Source organism: Pauljensenia sp. UMB1177, from assembly GCF_030217965.1.
GTDB classification, from domain to species: domain Bacteria; phylum Actinomycetota; class Actinomycetes; order Actinomycetales; family Actinomycetaceae; genus Pauljensenia; species Pauljensenia turicensis_A.
This window is the reverse complement of the sequence record NZ_JASOOV010000002.1, coordinates 105065-118696: the sequence shown is the minus strand read 5'-3', so window position 1 is coordinate 118696 and position 13632 is coordinate 105065. Positions and strand designations below refer to the sequence as shown.

General features: G+C 59.8%; 12 protein-coding genes. 5 read left to right on the top strand and 7 right to left on the bottom strand.

Features of this window, described 5'->3' with window-relative positions; translation table 11 throughout:
- The first annotated feature begins 99 nt into the window (after nt 1-99).
- Both QP442_RS03740 and QP442_RS03735 read left to right on the top strand, forming a co-directional pair.
- Nucleotides 100-2226, top strand: coding sequence for an NAD(+) synthase (locus QP442_RS03740; RefSeq protein ID WP_103631732.1), 2127 nt, complete (start codon nt 100-102; stop codon nt 2224-2226).
- A complete protein-coding gene (locus QP442_RS03735) occupies nt 2226-2609 on the top strand; it encodes a hypothetical protein (RefSeq protein ID WP_285068093.1) in 384 nt (127 codons plus the stop codon). The genes QP442_RS03740 and QP442_RS03735 overlap by 1 nt, the downstream gene beginning before the upstream one ends.
- A gap of 70 nt (nt 2610-2679) precedes the next feature.
- Here QP442_RS03735 and QP442_RS03730 read toward each other — a convergent pair whose 3' ends face one another.
- Nucleotides 2680-4068 carry a DUF418 domain-containing protein gene (locus tag QP442_RS03730; protein WP_285068094.1) on the bottom strand — a complete coding sequence of 463 codons (1389 nt, stop codon included), beginning with the start codon at nt 4066-4068 and terminating at the stop codon, nt 2680-2682.
- Between the two features lie 193 nt (nt 4069-4261).
- Nucleotides 4262-4465: a Dyp-type peroxidase domain-containing protein gene (locus QP442_RS03725; protein WP_285068095.1), complete on the bottom strand. Its 204-nt coding sequence runs from the start codon at nt 4463-4465 to the stop codon at nt 4262-4264.
- Nucleotides 4466-4841: 376 nt separating this feature from the next.
- Between QP442_RS03725 and QP442_RS03720 the strand changes: the two genes are divergently transcribed.
- Together QP442_RS03720 and QP442_RS03715 are read left to right on the top strand one after the other, a co-directional pair.
- Nucleotides 4842-6515, top strand: a complete 1674-nt coding sequence (locus QP442_RS03720; RefSeq protein WP_006681437.1) for a fumarate hydratase — start codon at nt 4842-4844, stop codon at nt 6513-6515.
- 63 nt (nt 6516-6578) lie between these two features.
- Entirely contained in the window at nt 6579-6758 is a 180-nt protein-coding gene (locus tag QP442_RS03715) for a hypothetical protein (protein ID WP_285069640.1), read from the top strand.
- On the opposite strand, the gene QP442_RS03710 is transcribed toward QP442_RS03715, so the two are convergent.
- The 4 genes from QP442_RS03710 to QP442_RS03695 all read right to left on the bottom strand — a co-directional run bounded on the left by QP442_RS03710 (nt 6755) and on the right by QP442_RS03695 (nt 11772).
- The gene (locus QP442_RS03710) at nt 6755-8431 is read right to left on the bottom strand and encodes a phospho-sugar mutase (protein WP_285069639.1); all 1677 of its coding nucleotides are present in this window, start codon (nt 8429-8431) and stop codon (nt 6755-6757) included. The two genes, QP442_RS03715 and QP442_RS03710, sit on opposite strands and share 4 nt — an antisense overlap.
- 4 nt (nt 8432-8435) lie before the next feature.
- Nucleotides 8436-9089, bottom strand: coding sequence for a deoxyribose-phosphate aldolase (gene deoC, locus QP442_RS03705; protein WP_006681440.1), 654 nt, complete (start codon nt 9087-9089; stop codon nt 8436-8438).
- Between the two features lie 209 nt (nt 9090-9298).
- Nucleotides 9299-10246 carry a sugar-binding transcriptional regulator gene (locus QP442_RS03700; protein WP_285069638.1) on the bottom strand — a complete coding sequence of 316 codons (948 nt, stop codon included), beginning with the start codon at nt 10244-10246 and terminating at the stop codon, nt 9299-9301.
- Between the two features lie 401 nt (nt 10247-10647).
- A complete protein-coding gene (locus QP442_RS03695; RefSeq protein WP_270772143.1) occupies nt 10648-11772 on the bottom strand; it encodes a GuaB3 family IMP dehydrogenase-related protein in 1125 nt (374 codons plus the stop codon).
- Nucleotides 11773-11917: 145 nt separating this feature from the next.
- Between QP442_RS03695 and QP442_RS03690 the strand changes: the two genes are divergently transcribed.
- A complete protein-coding gene (locus QP442_RS03690) occupies nt 11918-12655 on the top strand; it encodes an exonuclease domain-containing protein (RefSeq protein ID WP_285069637.1) in 738 nt (245 codons plus the stop codon).
- A 194-nt stretch (nt 12656-12849) separates the two neighbouring features.
- Here QP442_RS03690 and QP442_RS03685 read toward each other — a convergent pair whose 3' ends face one another.
- Nucleotides 12850-13539, bottom strand: a complete 690-nt coding sequence (locus QP442_RS03685; protein ID WP_040318656.1) for a transaldolase family protein — start codon at nt 13537-13539, stop codon at nt 12850-12852.
- Nucleotides 13540-13632: the final 93 nt, after the last annotated feature.

Below are 13632 nucleotides of genomic sequence, written 5' to 3'. Positions count from 1 at the left end.
CCAGCCCACCATTGTTTTTCCTGCCATCAGCTTTGAGCGTAAGCGCGTGGGCAAACGGATGGGTCATGGGAGACAATAGAGGCAACACTAGGAGGAAAGTTGAACTTCCATTCGCTTTACGATCAGGGCTTCGCGCGCGTTGCTGCGGTGACGGTTCCTGTTCATCCCGCTCAGCCACTTGCTAACGCTAACGAGGTCATTGACGTTGCTCGCGAGCTTGATGCCAAGGGTGTTGCCGCGGCCGTCTTTCCCGAGCTGGGCATTTCCGGCTACGCCATTGATGATCTGTTGCTTCAGGATGTCGTGCTGGATGAAGTGACTGAGGCTCTGCATCGCATTGCTGTTCAGACGAAGGATCTGTTGCCGATCCTCATTGTTGGTGCCCCGATTCGCAACGATGGTTCCCTCTACAACTGTGCGGTAACGATCCACCGAGGCAAGATCCTGGGTGTCACCCCGAAGTTGCACCTGCCGAACTATCGCGAGTTCTACGAGAAGCGCCATTTCGCGACTCCCGGCCCGACAACTCCTTCCTTCATTGACACAACCGCGTGGGGTTTTGTCGACGATGACTGTGCTTCGGCATCCGTTCCTTTCTCTCCGATCACAATCGATGTTGAGGATGTTCCTGGCCTCGTCATTGCCCCCGAAGTGTGCGAGGACATGTGGGTTCCGCTCACCCCGTCGACTCTTGCTGCTCTGAATGGCGCAACGGTTCTGATGAATCTTTCCGCTTCGCCGATCACCGTTGGTCGTGCGGAAGACCGCCGACTGTTGGTTCGCAGTTTGTCAGCGCGCCTCAACTCCGCCTACGTGTACTGCGCGTCGAGTGCGGGCGAATCGTCAACCGACCTGTCATGGGACGGCCAGACGATGGTGTACGAGGCCGGCGACCTGCTGGCAGAGGGTGAGCGTTTCAAAGCCGGCGGTCGTCAGATCACGATCGCTGACGTGGACATTGATCGTCTTGTCACTGAACGTACGCGCCAGAATTCGTTTAAAGACAACGCGGATCGCTACCTGGGCGAGGATCAGGGGCTGAAGGCAACCGCTCCTATGGACGTCTACACCCAGCTGAACCCACCCCGCACGGATCTTGGTTTGGAACGCGCCGTTGATCGTTTCCCTTTCGTTCCCGACGATCCGGAGCGCCTGGCTCAGGACTGCTACGAGGCCTACAATATTCAGGTTCATGGTCTGGTTCAGCGCCTCAAGGCGATCGGTAATCCGAAGATCGTTATTGGTGTTTCCGGTGGCCTCGATTCCACGCATGCTCTGATCGTCGCGGCGCGCGCAATGGATATGCTGGGTCGGGCGCGAACGGACATCTTGGCCTACACGATGCCCGGTTTCGCAACGTCCGATCACACGAAGTCGAACGCGATTGCGCTGTGCGAAAGCCTCGATATTCCCTGCCAGACGATCGATATTCGCCCGGCGGCTCGCCAGCTGTTGGCCGACATGGGGCATCCCTACGCCGACGGCAACGACACGTATGACGTCACCTTCGAGAATGTTCAGGCGGGTCTGCGCACCGACTACCTGTTCCGCATTGCCAACCACAACGGAGGAATTGTTCTGGGCACGGGTGACCTGTCCGAGCTGGCGCTCGGTTGGTGCACGTACGGCGTGGGCGACCAGATGAGCCACTACGCCGTCAATACGGGTGTTCCGAAGACTCTGATCCAGCATCTGATCCGCTGGGTTGCAGCTTCCGGCCAGTTCTCCGATCGTGCGGGCGAGGTTCTAACCTCGATCCTCGGCACGGAGATTTCTCCCGAATTGGTTCCCGCTAAACCCGGTGAGAAGATGCAGTCCACGCAGGACAAGATCGGCCCGTACAACCTGCAGGATTTCAACCTGTACTACGTGTTGCGTCGAGGGGCTCGTCCGTCGAAGATCGCCTTCCTTGCTGAGAAGGCGTGGGCTGATGTGAATGCTGGCGAGTGGCCGGCCGGGTTCCCCGAAGGCGACCGCGTCGCCTATTCACTCGAAGAGATTGTCAAGTGGGAGACCCTGTTCCTGCGCCGCTACTTCACGCAGCAGTTCAAGCGTTCTGCTCTGCCAAATGGCCCGAAGGTTGTGGCTGGTGGCGCCCTATCGCCTCGTGGTGACTGGCGAATGCCGTCCGACGTGACTGGTGCACGGTGGATCGCAGAGTTGGAAGAGGCCGTCGCGGGCGTTCCTCACAGTGGTGTTCCGGCTACTCAGACGAAGGAGAACTGATGACGACGCTGACGTTGACCGGCGTGATCGGTTTTGCCGTGATCGCGTGTGTTTTCGGCTTGGTTGCCCTGAAAGGCAGGGCCGGCACTCTGGCACGAGGCTCAGGCTTGGGTCTTCATTCGGCAGTGTTGGAGTCCTCCGACGACGCATGGAATACGGGTCACGAGGCCGCCTGGCCGATCATGGCCATGGCCTGCGTTGTGGCGGTGTTTCACGCGGTTGGCTGCGGTCTTGCTTCACTCATGGGCAATGACGGCGAAGCCTTCCTTCACGTTCTGTTGATCTCCGGGATTATTGTGTCCCTCGCTCTTGGGGCGTTGGCGCGCGCGGCCGCGATTAACGCGGCAAAGCGCCAGGCGGAGTCTGATCAAGCCGAGAGCTGATCTTTATCCTTGATACGGCGCGCCCCCCGGGTTTCTACCCGGGGGGCGCACGCTATTTCACAGTCAGTGTTTAACGCTCAGTGTCAGCCGGTGGCGCATACGCTGACATCGGGGTGAGCGCCGATTGCGGGGTGTTCACTTCTGCGTTTATACCTGCCGGCTGAATCATATGAGGAATCCGAGGCACCGGATGAGTGCCAGCGCTTCGTGCCACTGCTCGACGGAGAAGAACCTCCAGGGGACCTCGTTGATATCCCTTCGATTCGAGCACCCAGCAGAACAGCGCCATCAAGGTCCAGACCGCGAGCGCAATAGCAAGCCCGAGGGTCTGGGAAACTCCTCGAATACCCGCCAAGCCGAGAGCAATGAACGTGGCAAGGAAAAGAACGGTCTGGCCAACATATGCGGTCATTGAACGCTTACCAACCGCGATAAAGAAGTGGCGCACTCCCCCGAGATTTTCGCGTGCAGGACCGGCAAGCAACCCGAGCAGGGCCAGCCAACCTGCAGCTCCAAGCAAACCAGTAATCTCGTGAAGAGCGTCCTGACCGAAGAAGTAGGAATCCATCAGGCCCGAATCCTTCAAGGAATAGGACAGGCCACCAAGGGCACCCAGAGCAAGACCCAGGAACGCCACCAGCATCAGGCGCCCCTTGTGAACGTCCGGGCGCGAAATATAGTCCGTGGTGGCCAGCCAAGCACCGAAGACGGTCGCAGGAAGGATGGTCGTCATGATCAGCCCAAGGAGCGACGAGAATACCCAGCCAAAGACGCTGATCAGCGGGTAGTACCAGCCGAGCATCAGGTCGGCGGGAGCGTTCGTCATCTGCGTATTGGTTGCGCCACCAAACCCCTTCAGGCTCTCGCCCCAGTTCACGAACGATTCGGCTCCAAACTGGCTGAGCATCATGATGACAAGGACGATGAGAGCAATCACGGTCAAGATCGTGAAGCGTCGCCGCGCAATGAGTCCTGCGAAAACAATCGCAACCAGCGCATACGCGCCGATAATGTCGCCGGAGAAGAAGAGTGCGTGGACAAAGCCGAAGAGGAGCATCCACCAGCCGCGCCTACGGATCAGACGGCGAGAGTCATCAATACTCTCGTTTTCGAATCCTGCGATCCACGTTGCGCGCACCTGCTCAGGCATTCCGGGCAGGTTCTCATCAAGTTCGTCGATTCGACGTTCCACGTATGCACGCTGGCGTCGCAACACCATCGTCATCAGACCGAAACCGAAAAGCATCGAAAAGAGCGGATACGAGCGGTGGTCGATGAACATTCCGCGAATGAACACCCACCACTGATCGCTCAGTGAGTATTCGGGATTGTCGGGGAAGAAAGAAAGCCAAAACGGCACGTTTGCGACCGCGATCAGAATCAGCATGAAGCCGCGCGCAAGATCCGGCGCGGGATAGCGGACAGAGTTCTTCGGGGTAAACGAGGCCGAGCTAGACATACTCGAACACTATCCAAGGATTCGGGCTCGCTTCAATCAGGTGTCTCCCTGATTTGCTTGTAGGCGCTCGCTGAACAAGCGCGACCGCAAGCTAGGCAAACGGTGAACAAGCGCGGCTGAGCAAGGTAGCGAAAATAAAGGAGGCGCGGCCTCGTCGAAGACAACACGACCACGCCACATTGAAACTTTTCGCTCAGGCGAACAGCTTCTCACCCACGTAGGTGTCGGAATCCTTCACGCCCGGCAACATCAAGTACATGCCGGTCGCGATGTGCTGGAGGTACTCCGTCATCTGGTCGTTCACCATATTCGACAGGATCGGAATGAAGTTCGTCGAAGGATCACGGACGAAAACGATGAAGAACAGGCTGGCTTCGAGGCGACCCAGCTTGTCCACCTGCTCTTTTACCGCGCTTGTTCACCGCTTCACCCCTCTATTCGAGCAGGAAAGGTTAGGCAAACCGTAGAGATATCCGCAAAATACGTAGCCCGTTAAGCGTCGCAAATCCGCGCCACAGACAAGGAAAGACACTAGGAATGTGGGCGTGGCCTCGTGAATTCATCAGTGCACGTCACCGAATTATTCGCACCAGCTTGCGAAAAACAAAAGGCGAGAAAAACACCAAAAGATCTGACGCTTTCAAACGGGACAACGGTCCCGAATTGGTGAACAAGCGCGCAATAGCGTGGGGACGAACATGGCGTTTTCTGGGCGCAATCCAGCGCACGGAAACTGCCAGATCTACTGACACATTCCCTTCCAAGGAGTCCTAATGACCGAGTTCTTCTACGAAGACATGCTGCCGCTGGGTGAAGACACAACCGAGTACCGTCTGCTCACCACCGAAGGCGTCGAAACCGTTGAAGGCCCTGACGGAACACAGTTCCTCAAGGTTGCCCCCAGCGCACTCGAACTACTGGCGAAAACCGCGTACCACGACATCTCGTACTACCTGCGCACCGCGCACCTCGAACAGCTGGCGAAGATCCTCGAAGACCCGGAAGCATCCGCAAACGACCGCTTCGTCGCACTCGACCTACTGAAGAACGCAAACGTTGCCTCCGCAGGCGTTCTGCCGATGTGTCAGGACACGGGCACGGCCATCATCAAGGGCGAACGTGGCCAGCGCGTCATCACCGAAGGTGTGGACGGCAAGCCCCTGGCGCACGGTGTCTACGACGCCTACACCGAGCTCAACCTGCGTTACTCGCAGAACGCTCCGATCACCATGTACGAAGAGAAGAACACGGGCTGCAACCTGCCGGCGCAGATCGAACTCTACGCGGACACGCAGGTCGGTCACGAGCTCGACTACCACTTCCTGTTCATGGCTAAGGGTGGCGGTAGCGCGAACAAGTCGTACCTGTACCAGATGACGAAGGCAATCCTTGATCCGGAACACATGATGCAGTTCCTGGAAGAAAAGATTCGTTCCCTCGGCACCGCAGCATGCCCGCCGTACCACTTGGCAATCGTCATCGGTGGCACCTCCGCTGAATACGCGCTCAAGACCGCGAAGTACGCGTCCGCCCACTACCTCGATACGCTACCGACCACCGGTTCGGAACTGGCGCACGGCTTCCGCGATGTCGAGATGGAAGACGAGGTCTTCAAGCTGACCCAGCAGATGGGCATCGGCGCCCAGTTCGGCGGCAAGTACTTCTGCCACGACGTCCGCGTCATTCGCCTCCCTCGCCACGGCGCATCCCTACCGGTCGCCATCGCGGTATCCTGCTCAGCTGACCGCCAGGCAAAGGCAAAGATCACGCCCGAGGGTGTCTTCTTGGAGCAGCTCGACTTCAACCCCGGCCGTTTCCTGCCGGCAACCGACCCGTCTGAGCTGGGCGAAGACACCGGCGCCGTGTCGATCGACCTCGACCGCCCGATGAGCGAAATCCTTGCCGAACTGTCGAAGTACCCGGTGAAGACGCGCCTGTCCTTGAACGGCACGATGATCGTTGCCCGCGATATCGCCCACGCGAAGATCCGCGAGCGCATCGAAAACGGCGAGCCGATGCCGGAATACATGCTCAAGCACCCCGTCTACTACGCGGGCCCAGCGAAGACTCCGGAAGGTATGCCGTCCGGCTCCTTCGGCCCGACGACCGCGGGCCGCATGGACTCCTACGTGGATCAGTTCCAGGCGCTCGGCGGATCCATGATCATGGTCGCGAAGGGCAACCGCTCCAAGCAGGTCACCGACGCCTGCCACAAGCACGGCGGTTTCTACCTCGGCTCAATCGGTGGTCCGGCTGCTGAACTGGCCGCAAACTGCATCAAGAAGGTCGAACTTCTTGAATACCCGGAGCTCGGCATGGAAGCCGTGTGGAAGATCGAAATCGAAGACTTCCCAGCCTTCATCGTCGTCGACGACAAAGGCAATGATTTCTTCGCTGGCACGCAGGAGGTCACACTGACAATCGGCAAGCGCCCCGGCATGTGCTGATTGTGTTTCTGCCGGCGGGCATCGCGGTTGCGTGGTGTCCGCCGGCAGCTGCGTGTCGGCTTCGTGATTGAGATGAACGAGGCTGCCGCCACGCCCTACCCCGCGCTTGTTCACGTTCCTTCCGGTTCAAGTGCGCGCTTGTTGACCACTCAATCAACCTCAGAGGGGAATGACATCACCGTCGGCGGTGAACAAGCGAAGTCCTCAGCAAGTAAGTCGGTGAACAAGCGCGGTCGGACCTAAATTCCGATCGCGAGCGCGAACTCGGCCTTGATGGTTTCGAGTCTCGCCCGAGCCTCGTCCCACGGCACTTCTCCGCCACCTGGAGCATCGAGAATGACCTCAAGGTAGCACTTGAGCTTCGGCTCGGTGCCGGACGGCCGAGCGATGACGCGGTCGTTCGCCTCAGTGGTGACCATGATCGCGTTCGTACCCGGCAGGCCGTCCCACCCCTGAGACATGTCGACGACGGAGACGACCGACGAGCCCGCGAGCTGCGCCGGCGGGTTCCCGCGCAGACGATCCATGCCCTCGGCGATGAGACCGAGATTCTCGACGCGGAAGGTGAGCGGCATCGTCACGTAGCAGCCGTAGGCGCGAGCCATGCGCTCGAGCTCGTCCTGGCCGGTGCGGCCCTGCGCCTTAAGCTCAGCGAACAGGGAGGCGGCGACGACCGAGGTCGAGATGCCGTCCTTGTCGCGCACGTGCTCGGGATCGGGGCAGAAGCCGATGGCCTCCTCGTAGCCGAAGACGATGCCCGGGGTGCGGGCGATCCACTTGAATCCAGTGAGGGTGTGGCGGTAGTCGAGGCCGTGCGCCAGGGCGATCCGCTCGAGCTGGCGGCTCGACACGATCGAGTTGGCGAAGACCCCGCCCTTCGGGGCCCGCCCGGCCAGGAACTCGCCGAGGATCGAACCGGTCTCGTCGCCGGTGAGCTGACGCCATCCGCTCGCCGAGGCCTCGTCCGGAATGGCGAGGGCGCAACGATCGGCGTCGGGGTCGACTGCGATAATGAGGTCCGAGCCGTGCTCGCGCGCATGCGCCATCGCCAGATCGAGGGCGCCGGGCTCCTCCGGGTTCGGGAAGGAGACGGTCGGGAAATCGGGGTCGGGCGCCGCCTGCTCGGCGACGAGCGACACCCGGGTAAAACCCGCCTCCTTGAGGACGCGCTCGGTGAGCGCTCCGCCGACGCCGTGCATCGCGGTCAGGGTGATCTTGAGGTCTCCCCGGTGGTCGCCGGCGGCCAAGGCCGCGGCGACTGCAACGTAGTCGTCGCGCGGATCGACCTGCTCAATGCGCTCCTCGTCCTGGGGGACCTCGTCGGCCGGGGCGGCTGCCGCGATGGCGGTGGCGATGCCCGCGTCGTGCGGAGGCACGATCAGGGCGCCCTGACCGGCGTCGGTGACGATGCTTCCGCCGAGGTAGACCTTGTAGCCATTGTCCTTGGCGGGGTTGTGCGAAGCGGTGATCATGATGCCCGCGTCGGCGTCGAGGGCGCGCACCGCGAAGGAGGTGAGCGGGGTGGGGTGCGAGACGGGGAGGGCCAGAGCCCGGCAGCCCGCCGCCGACACAACGCGCGCGGCCACACGGGCGAAATCGACGGAGCCGTGCCGGGCGTCGCAACCGATGACGACGCGAGGTTCGCGCTCGGTTTGCGTCTTGAGGTAGGCGGCGAGGCCCGCGGTCGCACGGATGACGACGGCGAGGTTCATCCGAGATTCACCCGGGCCAATCTCGCCGCGCAGACCCGCGGTGCCGAACTCAAGGGGCCCGTTCATCGCGGCCCGCAGTTCGGCCAGGGCGCCCTCGTCACCCGCCGAAGCGGCCTCGACGGAAGCACGGAGCGCTGAGGAGGTCTGGCCGTCCGGATCATGGGTGGCCCATTCGCGGGCCGTCGCGAGAAGCTGATCGTTCATCGTCTCACTCTTCGATCCCCTCGAGGATCGCGACCGTCGCAGATACGCCGAGACGCGAGGCTCCGGCCTCAATCATGGCGAGCGCGGTCGTGGCATCGCGGATCCCGCCCGAAGCCTTGACGCCAAGGCGGTCGCCGACCGTTTCGCGCATGAGCTTAACGGCGTGCACCGAGGCGCCACCGGCGGGGTGGAAGCCGGTGGAGGTCTTCACGAAGTCGGCCCCCGCGTTCTCGGAGGCGCGGCAGGCCATGACGATCTCCTCATCGGTCAGGGCAGCGGACTCAATGATGACCTTGAGGACGCGTGGAGCGGGGACGGCGTCGCGCACGGCGCGGATCTCAGCTTCGAGCTCAGCCTCACGGCCTTCTTTCACGAGGGCGATGTTGATGACCATGTCGACTTCGTCGGCGCCGTCCTCAACGGCGCGCGTGGCCTCGGCGGCCTTGATCTCAGGCTTGACAGCGCCCGAGGGGAAGCCCGCGACGCAGGCGACCATGAGGCCCTCGGGGGTCTCGAGGGGCAGCATGGAGGGCGAGACGCACACCGAGTAGGTGCCGAGTTCGGCGCCCTGGGCGACGAGGGCCGCGACATCGGCGGCGGTCGCCTCGGGCTTGAGGAGGGTGTGGTCGATCATCTGGGCGACTTCAGTCTTCTTCATGGTGGTGCCTTCCTCAGATCTGCGCCAGGGGTGGCGCGAGTTCCATCATCTGGGTGAACGCTGTCTCGCGTTCCTTTGCGGTTGTGGCTTCGCCCGGGACGGCGAAACCATTCGCCGGGCGTCCTTGCGCCGGGGTCCGATTAGACTAATCAGAGGTATTCCAAAGTGTCAAGCTTTACTTTTACATTTGTTTGCGACGAGGGCGGGGCTCAGGCGGGAGAGGATTCGGCGAGAAGCATCCTCGCGAGATCCTGATCGACCACGACATGCGTCGCCAAGCCCATCCGCAGAGCTGCCGCAAAAGCCACAGCCTTCTTCGGACCGCCCGCGACGAGCACGCGGATTGGACGCGAGGCAAGATCCTTCAAGGAAATGCCCACGGTCCTCTCATCGATTCCCGGCACCGCGATCTCGCCCTCGGCGGTGAAGAAGCGCGAACACGCATCCCCCACCGCCTTAGCGAGCAACTCAGTCACCTCGGATCCCTTGAGGCGGGAATGGCTAATCGCCAGGCTCTCGGCGGCGACGTCCCCGACCGTGAAGACCACGAGATCCGTCTGCCTGCCAGCCTCGAGGATCGCCGCGATATACGGGTCCGAGCACACGATCTCCAAGGTGCGGACATCCTCGAAGATCACCGGCAGGGGCAAGTAGCGCGGAATCGCATTGAAGGCCTCGCAGAAAGCCCTCATGACCTCGAAATCATTGGCCACCTCCGAGGAATGCGAGATCCCGCCCTTGAGCTGCACGATCTCGATATCGCGCCTCAGCGTGCGACCCAGACGCGACGCGATTGCGTTCATCGTCCGCCCCCAAGAGACGCCGACGCTCATGCCGTCCTTGACGAGGGACTCGACGAGGCCGGCGCCGACGCGCCCGAGATCGTCAAGGTTCTCGCGCTCGGATGCACCGAAACCATGGACGACCCGCGCTTCAACCAAGCCGAATCGCTGAGCGAGCTGCTCGCCCAGCACAGACGAAGTCTCTCGTGGATCGTGGATCTCCACGGTGACGAACCCGGCCTTTTTCCCGCGTAGCAGGAGCTTGGCGACGGTCGGACGCGAAATGCCCATCTTAGCCGCAACTTCGGCCTGGCTCAGGCCACGCTCAAAATAGAGCCGGACGGCGTCGATCGCCTGTTCGTCTCTCTTATCCACTCCTCCTCCTTCCGAATCGTGATCCGCGCCCCGATGCACGCAACCACGGGCATCCTTGCCAGGGGATCGGAATCGAAACGGGCATCAACTTTGACATCCCGCAAATCCCAAGATTAACAAATAGACACCCTACTCGTGAACGAAAATCATTTATTTACTTCTCAAAGACCCTTATTGTCCGCCCGAGTATGCGAATACAGAACATCCCAGTCGGGATCGAAGCACACATGGTTACCACGGGGCCCTCACCCTAGTAAGGGCCACCTTGCTCCATCAAACATGCCGAAGCCCCCACCACACACTCGCCCTACAACGGCTAAACGGAGACGAGAAGCGCCCAAGCACGGCAAAGAACCGCGACCGTACGCACCTAGGCGATCCCACAATGGAGGTTGAAGAAGTCAGCTTGGCTGATAGGGCGAGACCACCACATCCACCTTCTGCAAGTCTTTGACTTCCGAATAGCCGGTCGATGCCATGGTTCTCTTCAGGGCACCAACAAAGTTCAGGGAACCGTCTGCACGCGTCGAAGGACCGTAGAGAATCTGCTGCAGGCTTCCGGATGTGCCTACGTGAACACGCTGACCGCGAGGCATGTCTGGGTGCGTGGCCTCGGAACCCCAATGCCAACCGCGCCCGGGCGCTTCTTCCGCGCGAGCCAGAGCGGCACCCAGCATGACCGCATCCGCACCACAGGCGATGGCGCGCGATAAATCACCAGAACGCCCGATGCCACCGTCAGCAATGACGTGAACGTAGCGTCCTCCGGATTCATCCATGTAATCGCGACGCGCAGCGGCCACATCGGCGATTGCTGTTGCCATCGGGGCGTGCACGCCGAGCGATTGACGGGTCGAGTGTGCCGCTCCCCCGCCAAATCCGACAAGAACACCGGCGGCACCCGTGCGCATCAGATGCAACGCTGCCGTATTCGTGCAGACTCCACCAACAATGACGGGGACGTCGAGTTCATAGATGAACCGCTTGAGGTTGAGGGGCTCAGATCGGCTGGAAACATGTTCTGCAGAGACTGTTGAGCCTCGGATGACGAAAAGGTCCACGCCCGCATCGACGACTGCTCGCCAGTACTTTTGGGTACGCTGAGGCGACAACTTACCTGCAACAACTACGCCGGCTTGCCGAAGTTGAGCGAGGCGAGCAGTGATAAGCGACGGCTTAATTGGTTCCGAATAGATCTGTTGGAGTCGCGCAATAGACTCGTCTTCTCCAAGATGGGAGATTTCTTCGAGAAGCGGCTCCGGATCTTCGTAGCGCGTCCATAGACCGTCCAGATCTAGAACACCCAACCCGCCGAGTTTTCCGAATGCGATTGCTGTTTCGGGGCTCATGACCGAGTCCATGGGGGCAGCCATGATCGGAATATCGACGTGGTAGGCGTCGATTTGCCAGCCGACGTTCACATCTTCGGGATCACGAGTGCGCCTTGAGGGAACCAAGGCAATATCGTCCAGACTGTAAGCGCGTCGCGCACGCTTTCCACGACCAATTTCAACTTCGTTGCTCACGACTTGATACTAACCACTTTGGGCCACTGACATGCGCTTTTGTTGATGATTGCAGCGTGGGTGCGATGAGGTAGTCGACGAGGCCGGCTTCGCCGACCTGATGATTGCCATTTTGTTTCTCCATGGTTTAGGCGACACTAGTTCCATGAATGAAAACACTTCTTGGATTGATCAGCCTTGGCTTGGTTTCGACACAGAGACAACCGGCACAAATCCTCTTTCGGATCGCCTTGTCACGGCTGCGCTTGTTTTGCGACGCGGGGGTATCAACCCGTCTGGCCCTGACGAAGTTGTCACATGGCTAGCTAATCCCGGGGTAGAGATCCCTGAAAGCGCCAGCGCTATTCACGGGATTTCCAACGAAAAAGCTCAAACCCAGGGACGGAATATTTCCGAGGTTTTAAATGAGGTTGCTGATTCTTTGGTTGCGCACTGGCAACGCGGATTCCCTGTTGTTGTCTTCAATGCGGCGTTCGATATTACGTTGATGAATGCCGAGCTCACTCGCCATGGTCTGCAGACTTTGGAAGAACGCCTTGGTGGCCCTGTTGGACTCATTCTTGATCCGATCGTCCTTGATCGTCACTTCGATAAGTACCGGAAGGGAAAGCGAACCCTGACCACCATGGCACCGCACTACGGTGTGGATCCGGATCCGAATGCTCACACGGCAGAAGTTGACGTTTCGATGACATTAGACGTGTTGGCGAAGATTGTCCAGGCGTTTGGCGCTCCGCTCACGCTAAGCAGCGCTCATGCGTTGATGGCATTGCAGGCCAGCGCTTTTAAAGAATGGGCTCAGGGGCTTGAAACCTACTTTGCACGTCAGGGTAAACCCCAGCAGATTGATTCCCAGTGGCCACAAAGGGCTCTCAATAGCTGAAGGGGTTAGCATCCCCATCATTAAACGGGTCGGTTAATGAAAGAGGTCGATGACCCAATAGAACGCCCTTGTTGCTATCGGGTCACCAGTCTTCAGCGCGCTGTCACTTCCATGTGCGGGCGCGACTTCGTCCCATAGGTGGGACTGATTGGACGCGTGGTGGTCAGCGCTAAGCGCTGTCCACCACTGTGACGTCACTTGGTATCGATCAGGTCTTTCCATGTGCGCTTCTCACCGACCAGAAGGCTGAAGTGCTTGTTCTGTTCAGCGATCGCCGCATCGGTTGCGGGATTCTTAATCAGTGCCGCAAGAACCTCGGGGGCAGCAGTGATAGCACCAACGCCCTGGCGGACCAGTTCAAGAACCTGTTCAGAGTTCTTGAAGGACGCAGCTAAAACATCAGCTTCCATCCCATACGACTTCAGCGTGCGGTGGATTTCGCTAGCAACGCGAACACCATCAATGCCGTAGTTATCCATGCGGTTCACGTAGGGAGCAACATAGCGGGCACCAGCCTTTGCTGCCATGAATCCCTGCATCGAAGAGTGAATGCCTGTTGCCGTCACCTGCATGCCCTCTGCGACAATGCGAGGAATTGCCGCGAAGCCGTCGCGAGTGACAGGAAGCTTCACAAATAGGTTGCCACCAATTTCTTCACGCAGAGCACGCGCTTCGGCAACCATATCGTCGGCTCGTTCCGACACGATCTGAACATGCAACTGCGACCCATAGGGCAGCAAATCTTGGATCTTATGCAGAACATCCAAAGGCTCTTTGCCCTCGCGGTACAAGATGGTCGGGTTAGTCGTAACACCGTCAATCGGAAGGTAGGACAGTGTCTGTTCAATTGCTTCGACGTTTGCATAATCGATCAGGATGAGCATGTGCGCGATCCCCTTTTCAACAGTGTGAAAACATGTTCCGACAGGTTCAGATTAATGCCCAATTTGGCACAAAAATAGGACCCCCGTCGCATG